The organism is Lentzea sp. NPDC051213 (assembly GCF_044455585.1).
In the GTDB taxonomy this organism is placed as follows: Bacteria; Actinomycetota; Actinomycetes; order Mycobacteriales; family Pseudonocardiaceae; genus Lentzea.
On record NZ_JBITEX010000003.1, the window covers coordinates 361,643 to 379,910 of the forward strand.

The following is an 18,268-nucleotide window of genomic DNA, read 5'->3' on the forward strand; positions in this document are numbered from 1 at the left end:
CCCCCTTCGCGGTGACAGGCTTCCGCCCCTCAGCCCAGACCTCCGAACTCCGCGTCGATGAGGTCGATCAGCTGCTCCGCCGTCGCCGAGTCCAGATCGTCCTGCCCCGCGCCGTCTGCCGCCGCACCCTGCTCGGTGAGCTTCGCGAGCAGCACCTGCAGTCTGGTGACGGCCATCGAACGAACCGCCTCGTCGGGCATCGCCGACAGCAGGCTGCTCTCCACGCGGTCGAGCTCGGCGAGGACCTCGGCTGACGCGGTGTCCTCGGAGTCGGTGAGCAGGCCTCGCAGGTGCGCGGCCAGCGCCGCCGGTGTCGGGTAGTCGAAGACGAGGGTCGCGGGCAGCCGCAGACCGCACGCCTTGTTGAGGCGGTTGCGCAGGTCGATCGCCGTGAGCGAGTCGAAGCCCAGATCCTTGAACTCACGATCGGCGGACACCCCCTCGGCAGAGCTGTGGCCCAGCGCGGCCGCCACCTCCGCGCGCACCACGTCGAGCAGGGACAGCCCGGTCGTGGCCGGGGCAACTTCGGGTTGTTCGCGACGCGGCCTCGTCCGCGCCAGGTCGAGGCGGGCGGGCAGCAGTACCGGCAGCGGGCTCGCGAGCGCGCTGTCGAACAACGCCAGACCGTCCTCGTGGGACAGTGGTGACAGACCCGACGCGGTCATCCGGCGAGTGTCGACCTCGGTCAGTCCGGCGGTCATCCCGCCGCCGGACCACGGGCCCCACGCCAGCGAGTGCGCGGGCAGGCCCTGGGCCCTGCGGTGCTGGGCCAGGCCGTCGAGGTAGGCGTTCGCCGCCGCGTAGTTGGACTGCCCGGCGGAACCCAGCAGGCCTGCCGCCGACGAGAACAGCACGAACGCGTCGAGCTCACCGGCCAGGTCGTGCAGGTGCTTCGCCGCAGCCGCCTTCGCCAGGAAGACCTTCCTGACCCGTTGCGGCGTCATGGCCGTGACGACGCCGTCGTCGACGACACCCGCGGCGTGCACCACTGCCGTCACAGGGTGCTCGGCCAGCAGTTTCGCGACCGCGTCGCGATCGGACACGTCACACGCCGCCGTCACGATCTCGGCGCCCGAGGCGGTGAGCTCGCCCGCCAGCTCGGCGATGGCGCCGGCGCGCCTGCTCACCAGCACCAGCTTGCGCACCCGGTGCGTGGTCACCAGATGGCGCGCCACCAGCCCGCCCAGCAGGCCGGCCGCACCGGTGATCAGCACGACCGCGTCCGGGGCCCAGCCGGCGGATTCGGCGGGAGGGTCGACCCGCCGCAGCGTCGGCGCGAACGCCACACCAGAGCGAACGGCGAGTTGCGGTTCGTCCCTCGTCACGAACGCCTCCGCCCCCTGCTCCCCGTCCACCAGGACGATGCGGCCGGGATGTTCCGCCTGTGCGGAGCGCACCAGCCCCCAGACCGCGGCGAGAGCGGGGTCCACGTCGCCGTCGTCGAGGGTGACCGCCCCGCTCGTCCGCAGCACCAGCCGGGACAACGCCGTCCGCTCGTCGGCCAGCCAGGCCTGCACCAGTTCCAGCACTTCGCAGACGACCTCGGTGGGGTCGCCCGTGGCGGACACCTGTGCCAGCACGAAGTCCGGTACGGGCGAGCCCAGTGCGGCGAGGTCTGCGACACGCGGTTCGACGACCGCCCACGTGCCGGACGACACGGCAGGGTCCAGTGGAGTCCACGCGGCGGCGTGCAGCGTGCCCGCCCCCGTGAGACCGAGTTGCCCCGGCCGCACAGCTCGCAACGTCAGCGACTCGATCACGGCGACCTGGCGGCCGATCTCATCCGTCACCACCACCGAGATCGTGTCGTCACCCGCCGGTTCGACGACCACTCTCAGCGCCGTCGCGCCCTTGGCCAGCAACGAGACCCCTCGCCACGCGAACGGCAGTCGCGGGCCCGTGCCCTGTTGGGGGAGGGCCCCCAGTGCCATGGCGTGCAGTGCGGCGTCGAGCAATGCCGGGTGGATGCCGTACTCGCTCGCCCGCGCCGCCGTGCCGGCGTCCAGACCGACCTCGGCGAAGACGCTGTTGCCCACCCGCCACGCGGCCCGCAACCCTCTGAAGGCAGGGCCGTAGTCGAATCCGGCGGCGGACGCCTGCTCGTAGTAGTCGTCGACCGGTACCGGCACGGCGTCGGCCGGTGGCCAGCTCCCGGCCTGCGGCGGCGCGGTGACGGCACCGGGCGCGAGCACACCGGTCGCGTGCCGTTGCCAGGCCTGCTCCCCCGCCGCCCGTGAGTGCACGGTCAGCTCACGCCTGCCGGAGTCGTCCGGACCACCGACCTGCACCTGCAGCTGCCTGGCTCCGTCCGGCGGCAGGACCAGCGGTACCTCCAGCGACAACTCCTCGACCCGATCGCACTCCACCTGGTCCGCAGCGTGCAAAGCGAGTTCCACGAAGGCCGTGCCGGGAAGCACGATCGTGCCGAGCACGGCGTGGTCGGCGAGCCACGGGTGGGAACGCGCCGACAGCCGGCCGGTCAGCACGACCCCGGTCGAGCCGGGCAGACCGAGCGCCGCTCCGAGCAGCGGATGACCCGCCGGGCCGAGGCCCAGCCCTTCGGCGTCCACGTCGGAGTTCGTGCCGAGCGGCCAGTAGTGCTCGCGCTGGAACGCGTAGGTCGGCAGGTCCACCTGGTGCGGGTCGTGAGGTGCCAAGAACGCGCGCCAGTCCACGTCGACACCGGTCACGTACAGCGCGGCAAGTCCGGCGACGAACGACTCCGCCTCGGCGCGGTCACGGCGCAGTGCGGCGACCGCGGTGACGTCGTCGAGGCCGCGGCCGACCAGCGACGTGAGCCCACCGTCGGGACCCAGTTCGAGGAACTTGGTCACGCCTTCGGCGTGCAGCGTGGCGACGCAGTCGCTGAACCGGACCGTGTCCCTCACGTGGCGCACCCAGTGATCAGGCGTGCGGAGCTCATCGGCACGAGCGATCTCACCGGTCGAGTTGACGGCGATCGGAATCACCGGCGCCGAATAGGTGACCTGCTCTGCCACGAGCCTGAACTCCTCCAGCACAGGCTCCATCAGCGGTGAGTGGAAAGCGTGTGAAGTGCGAAGGCGCTTCGTGCGGTGGCCGCGCGCCGCGAGCGTCTCGGCGAGCGCTGTCACAGCACCGGCCGGACCGGAGATCACCGTCGAGTCCGGTGCGTTGACGGCGGCGATCGCCACCTCATCGTCCAGTAGCGCGCGTACCTCCTCCTCTGAGGCCTCGACGGCGACCATCGCCCCGTCCTGCGGCAAGGCCTGCATGAGGCGACCGCGGGCGGCGACGAGGGCACAGGCGTCGGCCAGCGAGAATACGCCCGCCACGTGCGCGGCGGCCAGTTCTCCGACCGAGTGCCCTGCCAGGAAGTCCGGCCGGACGCCCATCGACTCGATCAGCCGGAAGAGCGCGACCTCGACCGCGAACAAGCCCGCCTGGGCGTACACCGTCTGGTCGAGCAGTTCCTCGTCCGCGCCGAACACGACCTCCCGCACCGGGCGGTCGAGGTGGACGCCGAGGTGCGCGCACACCTCGTCGAAGGCGTCGGCGAACACGGGGAACGCTTCGTACAACCCGCGTCCCATTCCTGGACGCTGAGTGCCCTGCCCGGAGAACAGCACCGCGAACCGGCCTTCATCGACCTCTCCCGTGGTGGCGGCCGGGTCGTTCGCGGCGACGGCCGCGAGCCCCGCGACGAGTTCCCGACGGTCTGGTCCCCACACGACGGCCCGGTGTTCCAGCGCGGCCCGCGCCGTCACCAGCGACCACCCGACGTCCACCGCGGACTCACCCTGAACGGCGAGCCGTTCGGCCTGTGCCCGCAGCGCCCCTGCGGTCCGTCCAGACAGGACCCACGGCACCAGCGGACTGCCCTCTGGCGCCTCGCGTTCCTCCTCCGGCGGGCCTTGTTCGAGGACCACGTGCGCATTGGTGCCGCTGACGCCGAACGACGAGACCCCAGCGCGCCGGGGCGTGTCGACGGCAGGCCAGTCGCGGGTCTCGGTGAGCAGCCTGACCGCGCCGGAAGACCAGTCCACGTGCGGCGAGGGCTCGTCCACGTTCAGCGTACGTGGCAGCACACCATGCCTCATGGCCATCACCATCTTGATGACACCGGCCACGCCGGACGCTGCCTGCGTGTGCGCCGTGTTGGACTTGATCGAACCCAGCCACAACGGCCGATCACGATCCTGCCCGTACGTCGCCAGCAACGCCTGCGCCTCGATCGGATCACCCAGCGCCGTACCCGTGCCGTGCGCCTCAACAACGTCCACATCGGACGGACGCAGACCCGCGTTCGCCAACGCCTGACGGATGACCCGCTGCTGTGACGGACCGTTGGGGGCGGTGAGGCCGTTCGAAGCGCCGTCCTGGTTCACCGCCGAACCCCGGACGACCGCCAGCACCCTGTGGCCGTTGCGGCGTGCGTCGGACAGCCGTTCCAGGAGGAGCACACCGACGCCCTCTCCCCACGCCGTGCCGTCGGCGCCGGCACCGAAGGGCTTGCACCTGCCGTCCGGGGCGAGTCCGCGCTGCCGCGAGAACTCGACGAACGCGTGCGGAGTCGCCAGCACCGCCGCGCCACCCGCCAACGCCAGGGAGCACTCGCCCCGCCGCAGGCTCTGAGCGGACAGGTGCAGCGCCACCAGGGACGACGAGCACGCCGTGTCCACGGTCACCGCGGGCCCTTCGAGACCCAGCGCGTAGGACACCCGGCCGGACGCCACGCTTCCGGTGGTCCCGGTTCCGACATACCCCTCGACGGCCGCACCGAGCTGTTCGAGGCGGCTCGCATAGGCACCGACGGTCACACCGGTGAACACGCCCACCTGTTCGCCCCGCACCGACCTCGGATCGATCCTGGCACGTTCGAACACCTCCCACGACGTCTCCAGCAACAGGCGCTGCTGCGGATCCATCGCCAGGGCTTCCCTCGGGCTGATGCCGAAGAACTCCGCGTCGAACCAGCCCGCGTCGTGCAGGAAGCCGCCGTGGCGCACGTAGGAGGTGCCGGAGCGAGCGGGGTCTGCGTCGAACAGCGCTTCGAGGTCCCAGCCGCGGTCGGACGGGAAGTCCGTGACGGCGTCGCGTTCGGTGGCGACGAGCCGCCAGAGGTCCTCTGGCGAGCTGACCTCTCCTGGGAAGCGGCACGCCATCCCGATGATCGCGACGGGTTCGTCGACCAGCGCGTCCGGGGCGGCGGCCACCAGTTGCGGTTCGCCACCGAACAGCTCCTCCAGCAGGAACCGCGTGACGTGCTCCGGTGTCGGGTGGTCGAACACGACGGTGGCGGGCAACTTGAGTCCGGTCGCGGCGTTGAGCCTGTTGCGCAGCTCGACGGCCGTCAGCGAGTCGAACCCCATTTCCTTGAACGCCTTCGCCACACCGACCTGGTCCACCGAACTGTGCCGGAGCACCGCGGCCGTCTCGGTGCGCACGAGACCGAGCAGCGTGCTGTGGCGGTCCGCCGGCGCCAGCCCGGTGAGCCCGGCGTGTGGGCCAGATGGCTGGGCCTCCTCCTCTGCCCCCGCCAGCCTCGCCACAGCGGGGATTTCCGAGATCAACGGCCGCGGCCGTGCCAGCGTGAAGGTGGGGACGAAGCGCTCCCAGTCGATGTCGGCGACCGTGAGGCACGTCTCGTCGTGGTCGAGTGCCTGGTGCAACGCGGCGATCGCGAAGCCTGGGTCCATCGCGCGAACACCGTTGCGGGCGAACAGTTCCTCGGTGCGGTGGTCGACCATGCCGCCACCGGCCCAGCTACCCCACGAGATCGACGTCGCGACGAGCCCGCGCCTGCGCCGGTCCTCGGCCAGTGCGTCCAGCTCGGCGTTGGCCGCGGCGTACGCGGCCTGGCCGGCGCTGCCCCAGACACCCGAGCCGGAAGAGAACAGCACGAACGCGTCCAGCGGGTGGCCGTCCAGCAGCTCGTCCAGGTTGCGGGCACCACCGGCTTTGGCGGCCCGGACCTCGGCGAGAACCTCCGGTGTCAGCTCGTTCAGCGGCGTCCCGTCGGCAACGCCTGCGGTGTGGAACACCGCGTTCACCGGGCCGACCTCGTCGAGAAGGGCTGCCAGCGTTCGCCGATCGGACACGTCGCAAGCCATCACGGTGACCCGGTCGTCCACGGCCAGGTCATCGGCGATCGGTGCCGAAGGGCCGCTTCTACTCGCGAGCACGACGCGTTCGGCGCCGCGCTCCAACAGCCACCTGGTCACGTGCCCGGCCAGCGCACCGGTGCCACCGGTGACGAGCACGGTGCCCTTCGGTTGCCACGGCACGGTTTCCGCGTCGCGCGGCGGGGCGGGCACCATCCGGCGGACGAAGACCCCGGAGTCGCGGATCGCGAGCTGGTCCTCGTCGTGCGCCGTCGCCAGCACCGCCGCGAACCGGGACGCCGCACGCGAGTCGAACTCCACCGGCAGGTCGACCAGCCCGCCCAGCCGGCCGGGGCGTTCCAGCGAGACGACACGTCCGATGCCCCAGATCCCGGCGGCACCGGGATCGGTCAGCGGATCGGACCGGCCGATCGAGACGGCTCCGGTGGTGACGCACCACAGCGGAGCCGCCAGCCCCGTGTCGTCCATTGCCTGCGCCAGCGCGACGGTGTCGTCCGGGCCGAGCAGCGAGAGCACACCCGCGAGATCGTGGTGCGCGTCGAGCACTTGTGCCAGCCCGGCCCGATCGGTGTGCACAGCGGACAGGTCCGGCCGCACCGCGGTGACCCCGGCGGCGATCAGCTCGTCGGCGAACCACGGGGCCGACTTGTCGAGGACGAGCCAGGTTCCGGACGGCGTCCCCGTCAGCCGCTCACCGGCCGGTCGCCACTGGACCCGGTACCGCCACGAGGCGACCTCCTCGTCGCGACGACTGCGCCTGCGCCACGAGGCCAGCATCGGAAGCACCGCGCCCAGAGCGGACTCGGCGCCCGGATCCGTGCCGAGCGTCCTGCCGAGCGCCGGCAGGTCGTGCTGGTCCACCGCGCTCCAGAACGTCGTCTCCGCGGGATCGGTGGCCTTCGCCTGGCTCGCCTGCCGCGCAGTCAGCCAGTGCCGCTGCCGCTGGAACGGGTAGGTCGGCAGCTCCGTGTGCCGCGCGCCCGTGAACAGCGGCGTCCAGTCCACGGCGAGACCGCTCACGTGAGCTTCGGCCAGCGAGAGCAGCATGCGCTCGAACGATCCGTCGGTGCGCCGCAGGGACCCTGCGGCGACCGCGTGCGCGCCGCTCTCCTCGGTCGTCTCCTGGATCGCCGTCGTGAGCACGGGGTGCGGGCTCATCTCCAGGAACATCCCGTGCCCGCGCTCGAGAGCGACTCCGACGGCGCGCTCGAACTCGACCGTGTGCCGCAGGTTCCGGCACCAGTAGTCCGCGTCGAGCGCGGAGGTCTCCAGCACACCACCTGTGACCGTCGAGATGAACGGCACGGCGCAGTCGCGCGGCTCGATGGAGGCGAGGTCGCGCAGCATTTCCTCCCTCAGCACGTCCATCTGCGCGGAGTGCGAGGCGTAGTCCACGGCGACGCGCCGGGTGCGAATGCCTTCCCCTTCGTACGCCGATGCCAGTTCGTCGAGTGCCAGGGAATCACCGGACACGATGACCAGCCGGGGCCCGTTGATCGCCGCGATCGCGAGGCCCCCGGACAGCCGCCGCCGGATCTCGTCCGCCGGGAGCGGCACGTGCAGCATCCCGCCGGCTCCAGCGACCCGCACCAAGGCGCGGCTGCGCAGTGCGACGATGCGCGCGGCGTCCTGGAGTGACAACGCGCCCGCGATGCAGGCCGCCGCGATCTCGCCCTGGGAGTGCCCGACGACGGCAGCGGGCTCGACGCCGAACGCCCGCCAGACCTCGGCCAACGCCACCATGGTCGCGAACAGGGCAGGCTGGACGACGTCCACGCGATCGAGCGAAGGCGCACCCGGCAGGTCGCGCACCACGTCCGTCAACGACCAGTCGACGAACGGGTTCAGCGCCTCGGCACAGGCGTCGATCCGCTCGCGGAAGACCTCGTTGGACTCGTACATCTCGCGTGCCATTCCCGGCCACTGCGAACCCTGCCCCGGAAACACGAAGACTGGACCGGCGCCCGTGCCGGTCGCCACACCGACGCTCGACCGCCTGTCCGAACGGCCTTCTGCGACCGCGTCGAGTCCGTCGGCGAACCCGGCGGGACTGTCGGCGATCACCACCGCGCGGTGTTCCAGCCGTGCCCGCGCCGTCGCCAAGGACAGGCCGACGTCCGCGAAGTCCTCACCCACGTGCTCTCGCAACCGGCGCGCCTGTGCCCGCAGCGCCGCGGGGTCCTTGGCGGACAACACCCACGGCACCATGCCGCCGGTCCCGGAGCGGGGTTCGTGTTCGCCCGCAGGCGGAACGGACTCGAGGATGACGTGCGCGTTGGTTCCGCTCAGCCCGAAAGACGAGACACCGGCTCTGCGCGAGCCCTCCTGCCACGGCCGTGACTCGGTCAGCAGCTCGACACCGCCACCGGTCCAGTCGACGTGCGACGTGGGGGCGTCCACGTGCAACGTCTTCGGCATGACGCCGTGCCGCATCGCCATCACGACCTTGATCACGCCCGCGACACCGGCAGCGGCCTGGGTGTGACCGATGTTGGACTTCACCGACCCCAGCCACAACGGCCGGGTCCTGTCCCGCCCGTACGCGGAGAGGAGCGCCTGGGCCTCGATCGGGTCGCCGAGCCTGGTGCCGGTGCCGTGCGCCTCCACCATGTCCACATCGGACGGTTGCAGCCCCGCGGCTTCGAGTGCCTGCCTGATCACCCGTTCCTGCGACGGCCCGTTCGGGGCGGTCAGGCCGTTCGAGGTGCCGTCCTGGTTCACCGCCGAGCCGCGCACGATCGCGAGCACCGGATGCCCGTTGCGGCGTGCGTCGGACAACCGCTCGACGAGCAGCACTCCGGCGCCTTCCGACCAGCTGGTTCCGTCGGCCGCGCTCGCGAACGCCTTGCAGCGCCCGTCCGGTGCGAGGCCGCCCTGCCGGGCGAACTCGACGAACATCTCCTCCGTGGACATCACCGTGACACCACCGACGATCGCGAGCGAGCACTCGCCGTTGCGCAGCGCCTGGATGGCGAGGTGCAACGCCACGAGGGACGACGAGCACGCGGTGTCCACCGTCACCGCCGGGCCTTCGAGCCCGAACGTGTAGGACAGCCTGCCGGAGACGACGCTGGTCGCGTTGCCCGTCACCAGGAAACCCTCGGTGCGCTCGGGTACGTTCCGCATCGCCGTCAAGTAGTCGTTGCCCGCCAAGCCGATGTACACACCCGTCCTGCTGCCGCGCAGATCCTCCGGGTCGATGCCCGCCCGTTCGAAGACCTCCCAAGACGTCTCCAGCAGCAACCGCTGCTGCGGGTCCATCGCGGCGGCCTCCCGCGGGGAGATGCCGAAGAAACCGGCGTCGAAACCGGCCACGTCGGCGAGGAATCCGCCGGCAAGCCCGGTCTCCGTCCAGCCGCGGTCGGCGGGAGACTCACCGATGGCGTCGCGGCCGTCGTTGAGCAGCCGCCACAGGTCGTCGGGTGAGCCGACGTCACCGGGATAGCGACAGCTCATGGCCACCACGGCGATCGGGTCGTCGACGGTGGACGTCAGTGCGGGGACCACCGGGCGTTCGTCGCGCACACCGGTGATCTCCTCACGCAGGTGGGCCACCAGGGCGCCCGGCGTCGGATGGTCGAAGACCAAGGTCGTGGAGAGCCGCAGACCGGTGGCCGCGCTGAGCCGGTTGCGCAGTTCGATCGCGGTGAGCGAGTCGAAACCGATGTCGCTGAACGGTTTTGTGGTGTCCACCGCGTCCGGCGTCGCGAACCCCAGCACCGCCGCGACGTGGCCGAGGACGAGTCCGGCCAGGTCCGCCTGCCCGGCAGGTGTCCTCGCCGGCTGGACCGACTCCCGCACCTCCGGCAGATCGCTCACCAGCGCCGAGATCCTCGTGAACGCGGCGACGTAGCGGCTCCACTCGATGTCCGCGATCACCGGGGACGTCTCGTCGTGGTCCAGTGCCTCTCCCAGCCCGGCGAGTGCCCGCTCCGGGGCGATCGGCAGCGCGCCGTGCCTGCTCAACGTCTCCGCGACAGCACCGTCGGCCATGCCGCCGCCGGCCCACACGCCCCAGGCGACAGCGGTCGCGGACAGCCCCAGCGCACGCCGGTGCACGGCGAGCGCGTCCAGAAACGCGTTGCCGGGCGCGTAGTTGCCCTGCCCGACCGCGCCGAAGAGTGCGCCGGCCGACGAGACCAGCACGAACGCCGACAGGTCGAACCCGGAGGTCAGCTCGTGCAGGTTGAGCGCTGCCACCATCTTGGGGCGCAACGAGTGTTCGACCCGGGCGGGGGTGAGCTGGTCGAGCATGCCGTCGTCGAGGACGCCCGCAGCGTGGAAGACCGCGGTCAGCGGGTACCGCTCCGGCAGGTTCGCCAGCACTCGTGCCAGTGCGTCCCGGTCGGCCGCGTCGCACTCCTCGATGGTCACCTCGGCACCGAGACCGGTCAGCTCGGCCTCCAGCTGGGCTGCGCCGGGAGACCGGCTTCCGCTCCTGCTCACCAGAACGAGGTGTTCGGCTCCCTGTCCGGCCAGCCACCTGGCGATCTGGGTGCCGAGCACACCGGTGCCTCCGGTCACCAGCACGGTTCCCCGCGGCCGCCAGTCCCCGCGCGGTTCGCCTGGCAGAGGTGCGCGGCCGACGCGGCGACCGAAGATCCCGGCGCCGCGCACCGCGACCTGGTCCTCGTCGACCGCCTCGGTGGACAGCACGTTCATGAGGTACCCGAGCTCGCGTTCGCCGAGCTCCGCGGGCAGGTCGACCACCCCACCCCACAGCTCGGGGTGTTCCTTGGCGACCACACCTGCGAGGCCCCAGACGAGCGCCTGCGCCGGGCTGGTCAGCCGGTCGATGTCCGACACGGAGACAGCGCCACGGGTGGCGAACCACATCCGGGCGTCCGGCAGCGCTCGGACCAGCGCCATCGTCGCCGCGAATCCTCTTGGCACAGCGGGGAAGTCCGGATCCGCCCGCTCATCGATCGCCAGCAGCGACAGCACTCCGCCGACCGGCGCGAGTCCGCCCAGCTGCTCGGTGAACCACTCCGGGTCGGCGTCGGCGTCGGCGTCGACGTCCAGCCGGGCAACGGTGGCGCCACGGGCGATCATCGCGCTCTCGATCGGATCGAGCAGTGCGGGATCCGATCCGACGAGCAGCCAGCTGCCGCTGATCGGGACGGAGTTCTCGATCGCCGCCCAGGTCGTCCGGTAGCGCCAACCGTCCACAACGGACTTGCTCTCCGCCTGCCTGGCGCGCTTGCGCTCCGGCCAGTACCGCGTGCGCTGGAACGGGTAGGTGGGCAGGCCCGCCCGGCGCGCGCCGGGCAGCAACACCTGCCAGTCAGGCGACATCGCGCCCCTGTTGTGCAGTTCGGTGACGGCCGACATGAGCTGCCGGGGTTCGGGACGACCTGCACGTGCGGTCGCGACCACCAGTGCGCGCTCGGGCTCACGCAGGCTCGCCTCGACCATCGCGGCGAGCGACCCGTCCGGCCCGATCTCGACGAACGCCGAGATCCCTTCTGCTTCCAGCGCACGAACGCTGTCGCAGAACCTGACCGGCAGCCGGACCTGGTCGACCCAGTAGTCCGGACTGGACATCGCTCCCTCGGTGCGCAGTCCCGTGGTCGCGCAGACCAGCGGCAGCGTCGCGGCGTGGAACGTCACGTTCCCGGCGATCTCCCGGAACTCGGCGAGCATCGGTTCCACCAGCGGCGAGTGAAAGGCGTGGCTCACCCGCAGTCGCTTCGTACGACGTCCGTCAGCCGCCCACCGCTCGCCCACCGCGCAGACCGCGTCCACCTGACCGGACACCACCACGGACGAGGGTCCGTTGACGGCGGCGATCGCGACACCGGTGCCGGTGAGCGATTCCGCGACCTCGGCCTCGCCGGCCTCGATCGCGACCATGGCACCCACTGCGGGCAACGCCTGCATCAACCTGCCGCGTGCGGCCACCAGCGCGCACGCGTCCGCCACCGACAGCACTCCTGCCACGTGCGCGGCCGCCAGCTCACCGATCGAGTGCCCGGCGACGAAGTCCGGACGCATGTCCCAGTGTTCGAGCAACCGGTAGAGCGCCACTTCGAAGGCGAACAGCGCCGCCTGCGCGAACGCGGTCTTCTGCAGCTCCTCGGCTTCGTCCGACCAGATCACGTCGCGCAGCGGGCGTTCCAGCAACGGGTCGAGCCGGTCGCACAGTTCGTCGAAGACCCGCGCGAAGACCGGATGCGCTTCGTGCAGCTCGCGTCCCATGCCGAGCCGTTGTGCGCCCTGTCCGGTGAACAGGAAGGCCGTTCGGCCTTCGGCCACCTTGGTGCTCCCGGTCAGGTGGCGCAGCCCCTGGAGCAGTTCCTCCCGGTCGGCGCCGACGACCGCAGCACGGTGGTCCAACGCGGCACGCGCGGTGCCGAGCGCGAGAGCGATGTCCTCGGGACGCAGTTCAGGATGAGCCGTGACGTGATCGGCCAGGTTCGCCGCCTGGGCCCGCAACGCGTCCTCGCCTCGTGCGGAGAGCACCCACGGCAGCACCGCGGACTCGCCAGGAACGACTCCGACGCTCTGCTCCGGCGCCTCCTCCACGATCACGTGCGCGTTGGTGCCGCTCAGGCCGAAGGACGACACACCAGCCCGCCGCGGCTGCTGGGCCGACGGCCACTCCTGCGGCGTGGTGAGCAGCTCGACCGAGCCGGACGACCAGTCCACGTGCGGTGACGGCGCGTCGACGTGCAACGTCTTCGGCAACACCCCGGCACGCAACGCCGAGATCATCTTCAGCACGCCGGCGACACCGGCGGCGGCCTGGGTGTGGCCGATGTTCGACTTGATCGAGCCCAGCCACAACGGCCGGTCCCGCTCCCGCCCGTACGTCGCGAGCAGTGCCTGGGCCTCGATCGGATCACCCAGCTTCGTGCCGGTGCCGTGGGCCTCGACGACGTCCACGTCCGACGGCTTCAGCTCCGCGCTCGCCAGCGCCTGCCGGATCACCCGTTCCTGCGACGGACCGTTCGGCGCGCTCAGCCCGTTGCTCGCACCGTCCGAGTTCACCGCGGAACCGCGCAGGACGGCGAGCACCGGATGACCGTTGCGCAGAGCCTGTGACAGCGGCTCCAGCAGGAGGAGTCCGGCTCCCTCCGCCCAGCCGGTGCCGTCGGCGGCCGCCGCGAACGGCTTGCACCTGCCGTCGGGAGCCAGTCCGCGCTGACGGCTGAACTCGACGAACCCGAGGGGTGTCGACATGACGGTGACGCCGCCCGCGATCGCCATCGAGCACTCACCGTGGCGCAGTGCCTGCATCGCCGAGTGGATGGCCACGAGCGAGGACGAACACGCGGTGTCCACCGTGATGGCGGGACCTTCCAGACCGAGCGTGTAGGCGACCCGGCCGGACACGACGCTGGTCGCGGTTCCGGTCAACAGGTAGCCGGCTGCGTCGTCGCCGGAGTCCTCGTCCCACGCACCGCGGTAGTCCTGTCCGGCGACTCCGACGAAGACACCGGTTCGGCTGCCGCGCAGGGAGAGCGGGTCGATGCCGGCGCGTTCCACGGTCTCCCACGAGACCTCGAGCAGCACCCGTTGCTGCGGGTCCATCGCGAGCGCCTCCCTCGGCGAGATGCCGAAGAAGCCCGCGTCGAAGTCGGCCGCGTCGTGCAGGAACCCGCCCTCGCGGGCGTAGGAGGCGCGCGGATTGCCGGGATCGGGATCGTGGAGAACGGTGGCGTCCCAGCCGCGGTTCACCGGGAACGCCGAGATGGCGTCGGTGCCGTCCAGGACCAGCCGCCACAGGTCCTCCGGCGTGCGCACACCGCCCGGATAACGGCATCCCGCGCCGACGATCGCGATCGGCTCGCCCGCGGCCATCGGTGTGCTGTCCTCCGCGGCCGGATCCGTTCCCAGCGCGCACAGGTGTTCGGCCAGCGCGGCGGGCGTCGGCCGGTCGAAGACGACGGTCGTCGGCAGCCGCAGGTTCGCGGCCGCGTTCAGCTGGTCTCGCAGCCGCACGGCCATCAACGAGTCGAACCCCATGTCGCGGAAGGCCCGATCGGGTGCGACGTCCAACGGTGACGGGTGACCGAGCACCGCGGCGGCGTGGGTCCGCACCAGCTCCAGCGACTCGCGCAGGCGATCGGCCTCGTCCGGTCCTGCCGACCGGCCCCTGCCGGGTTCCGGTCGCGTGTCCACCGGGTCGGCGCGGTGGAGTTCGTCGAACAGACGACTCGGCCGCACGCTGGTGAAGGCCGCGACGAAAGCCGGCCAGTCCACGTCGGCGACGATCCGGGGATGCCGCCTGGGCGCGTTCATGGCCTGGCCGAACGCGGTAGCCATGGCCTCCGGTGCGAGCGGACGGACACCAAGGCGCTCGTCCAGGCCCGCGGTCTCCTGCCACGGTCCCCACAGTACGCAGCGCGCCGAGCCGCCGTCCGCGACCCGCTGATCGACGACGGCCGACCAGAACGCGTCGATCACGGCAGCGGTACCCCGGCCGATGCCTCCCCACGCACCGGCGACCGATCCGTTGACCACTAGCTCGGTCTCGGGCCGTTCGCACAACCGGCTCGCCACGGCGACACGGTCCGCCACGGCGGCGGCCAGTGCGTCGGGGTCGATGCCGAGCAACGGACCAGAAAACTCCGCTTCGTCCGCGTGGACCACGGTGGTGCAGGAGTCCGGCAGCGTGTCCAACGGCGCGATGACCGCGTCTGCCACGCCCAGCAGCGGCACGAGCCCGGCCGCGGCGTCGCTGAACACCGTGGTGCTCTCCGGCGTCCACGGACCCGCGGCGGGTTCGGAGACCGGAACTAGCCGGCGCGCGAACAGTCCGGAAGCCCGAACGGCGAGCTCGTCCTCGCCAGCGGTGAACGCGGCTGCGAGAAGTCGTGCGCTCCGGTCGTCGCAGCTGTCCGGAAGATCGACCAGTCCACCCCAGCGGTCCGGGTGTTCCACCGCCGCTGTGCGACCGAGGCCGAGAGTGACCGCCTGGACCGGATCGGCGACCCCGTCCGACGCCAGCACTCGCGCCACACCACGGGTGACGCACCAGAGTCGCGCGTTTCCGCCCGTGCGGAGAAGGGTCTGCAGCAGAACGAGGTTGGCCGCGGGAGCCGACTCGTCTAGGGCCATCAGGGAGACGACTCCCGTGAGCCCTTCAGGAAGACGATCGGCGTCCGCGAGTTCATGGGTGGTGACGGCGGCTCCGTGGTCACGCAGCGCGGCGCGCACGACCTCGACGGCAGGATCACCGGCACGTCCGGCCGGCACCACGAGCGACCACGTTCCGGCCGGACGGGGAGCAGGGTTCTCCGGCAGCGGCCACCAGACGGCCTCACAAGTGTCCGAAGAGGACAGGGCCGGCTCGGTCGCGGTACCGGTCAACCAGAATCGCTTGCGCTGGAACGCGTACGTGGGCAGGTCGAGCGGGCGCGCACGGGGCAGGAGTGCCTGCCAGTCCGGCTCGGCGCCGTGCACGGCGAGTTCGGCGACCGCCGCCACGACGGCGACGGACTCGTCCCGATCCCGTTGCTGCGCGGGAACCACGGCGATGCCGGAAGTCTCCACGCAGTCACGTGCCATGGCCGACAGCACGCCGTCCGGCCCGATCTCGACCAGCACGGCCGCCCCGTGCCGCTCGAGCGAGCGGACGCCGTCAGCGAACCGGACCACGTCCCGGACGTGCCGCACCCAGTAGTCCGCGCCGAGCACGTCCTGCCCGGCCAGCTCACCGGTGACGTTGGAAACGAGTGGAATCCGCGCCGGCTGGTAGGAGATCCCGCGCGCGACCGTCTCGAACGCGGCGAGCATCGGCTCCATCAGCGGTGAGTGGAAGGCGTGGCTGACCCGCAACCGGCTGGCCCTGCGACCGCTGTCGCGCCATTGCCCGGCGATCGACTCGACTGCGTCCTCGGTACCGGACACGACCAGCGACGCGGGACCGTTGACCGCGGCGATGCCCACTCCGTCCCGGAGCAGCGGCAGCACCTCGTCCTCCCGCGCGTCCAACGCCACCATCGCGCCACCCGACGGCAACGCCTGCATCAGCGCGCCCCGTGCGGCGACCAGCGCACACGCGTCAGGCAGCGACATCACGCCGGCGACGTGGGCGGCTGCGAGCTCACCCACCGAATGACCGAGCACGAAGTCCGGTGTGAGCCCCCACGATTCGAACAACCGGAAGAGGGCGACCTCGAAGGCGAACAGGGCGGGCTGGGCGAACTCCGTGCGGTCGAGCGCGGTCGCGTCGTCACCGAACACCACGTCCGCGACGGACCGGCCTAGCGTCCGGCCCAGCTCCGCGCACGCTTCGTCGAACGCGGTGGCGAACACCGGGAACTCCGCGTGCAGGTCCCGGCCCATGCCGAGTCTCTGAGAACCCTGACCGGAGAACAGGAACGCGGTCTTCGCCGCGGCGCCGGCAACTCCCGTGACCATGTTCGCCGCGGGCCGCGCGTCCGCGAGGGCGGCGAGACCGGCGCGGTACTCGGCGGGTGTGCGCCCGGTGACCGCTCCCCTGTGGGCGAACCGCGATCGCGTCGTGGCCAGTGCCGTCGCCACTTCGTGCGCGGAGAAGTCCTCTTCCAGGTGCGCGAGCAGCCGTCGAGCCTGCGCGCGCAACGCGTCGTCGGACCGCGCGGACAACAGCCACGGCACCGCCGCCGGTGCGGCGACGTCCGGTTCGGCCACTTCCGCATCGGGCGCCTGTTCGAGGATGACGTGCGCGTTGGTGCCGCTGATGCCGAACGCCGACAGCCCGCCCCGGCGTGGCCGCCCGGTGTCCGGCCACTCCCGCGCCTCGGTCAACAACCGCACCGCACCGGACGACCAGTCGACGTGCGGGGTCGGGGTGTCGACGTGCAGCGTCCTCGCCAGCACGCCGTGGCTCAGCGCGCCGACCATCTTGATCACTCCGGCCATGCCGGCGGCAGCCTGGGCATGGCCGATGTTCGACTTCACCGACCCCAGCCACAGCGGGTGCTCCGCCTGCCGGTCGCGGCCGTAGGTGGCGAGCAACGCCTGCGCCTCGATCGGGTCACCCAGCCTGGTGCCCGTGCCGTGCGCCTCGACCGCGTCCACGTCCCCCGGCTCGAGCCGGGCGTTCGCCAGCGCCTGCCGGATCACCCGTTCCTGGGACGGGCCGTTCGGTGCCGTCAGGCCGTTGGACGCGCCATCGGAGTTCACCGCGGACCCTCGGACCACGGCCAGCACGCGATGCCCGTTGCGCACCGCGTCGGACAGCCGTTCGACCAGCAGCACGCCGACACCCTCGGCCCAGCCCGTGCCGTCGGCGGCAGCGGCGAAGGACTTGCACCTCGCATCGCCGGCGAGACCTCCCTGGGCCTCGAACTCCATGAACAGACCGGGATTCGCCATCACGGCCGCGCCACCGACGAGCGCCATCCCGCACTCGCCGTTGCGCAGCGCCTGCACGGCGAGGTGCAGAGCGACGAGTGCTGACGAGCAGGCGGTGTCGATCGTGATCGCGGGCCCCTCAAGACCGAACGCGTACGCGAGACGCCCGGAGGCGACGCTGATCGACCTGCCGGTCAGCAGATGTCCTTCGACGCCGTCGACGGGCTGGTGCATGCGGGCGCCGTAGTCCTGATCGGCCACTCCGACGAACACACCGGTCCGGCTGCCCCTGATCGACGCGGGGTCCATGCCCGCCCGTTCGAAGACCTCCCACGACGTCTCCAGCAGCAACCGCTGCTGGGGGTCCATCGCCAGCGCCTCGCGCGGTGCGATGCCGAAGAAGTCGGCGTCGAAGTCGGCGGCGTCGTGGAGGAAACCGCCCTCGCGCAGAAACGACCCGCTGCGCCAGCCGCGGTCGAGCGGCGCCACCGACAGGGCGTCGCGCTCGGCGGCGACCAGCTCCCAGAGCCCCTCCGGTGACGTCACGCCACCCGGATACCGGCAGGCCGCGGCGACGACGGCGATCGGCTCCGACTCGACGTCCGCGAGCCGCTTCCGCGTGCGGTGCAGATCGGCGGTGACCCTCTTCAGGTACTCAACAAGCTTGTCTTGATCCGGCACGCGCGTCTCAGCTCCGTCTGGGGTCGAATGCGAATTCCACAAAGGTGACCCGATACTTGCTCCGCAACGTAATCAGGCAAACCTTGCAGACACCTTGTACAAACCTCCCAGAACAGCGCGAACAGCATTCCACGACTGCCCACGACACAGATTCGAAGCTACACTCGGAGGACCAGATCCCTTCACCGAAGAGGAAT

At 71.4% G+C, this 18,268-nt stretch carries 1 protein-coding gene; it reads right to left on the reverse strand.

Translation table 11 applies throughout. The features are described from left to right. Positions 1-29: 29 nt before the first annotated feature. On the reverse strand, positions 30-18,071 hold the full coding sequence (locus tag ACIA8G_RS15225; protein WP_396419050.1) for a type I polyketide synthase: 18,042 nt from the start codon (positions 18,069-18,071) through the stop codon (positions 30-32). Positions 18,072-18,268: the final 197 nt, after the last annotated feature.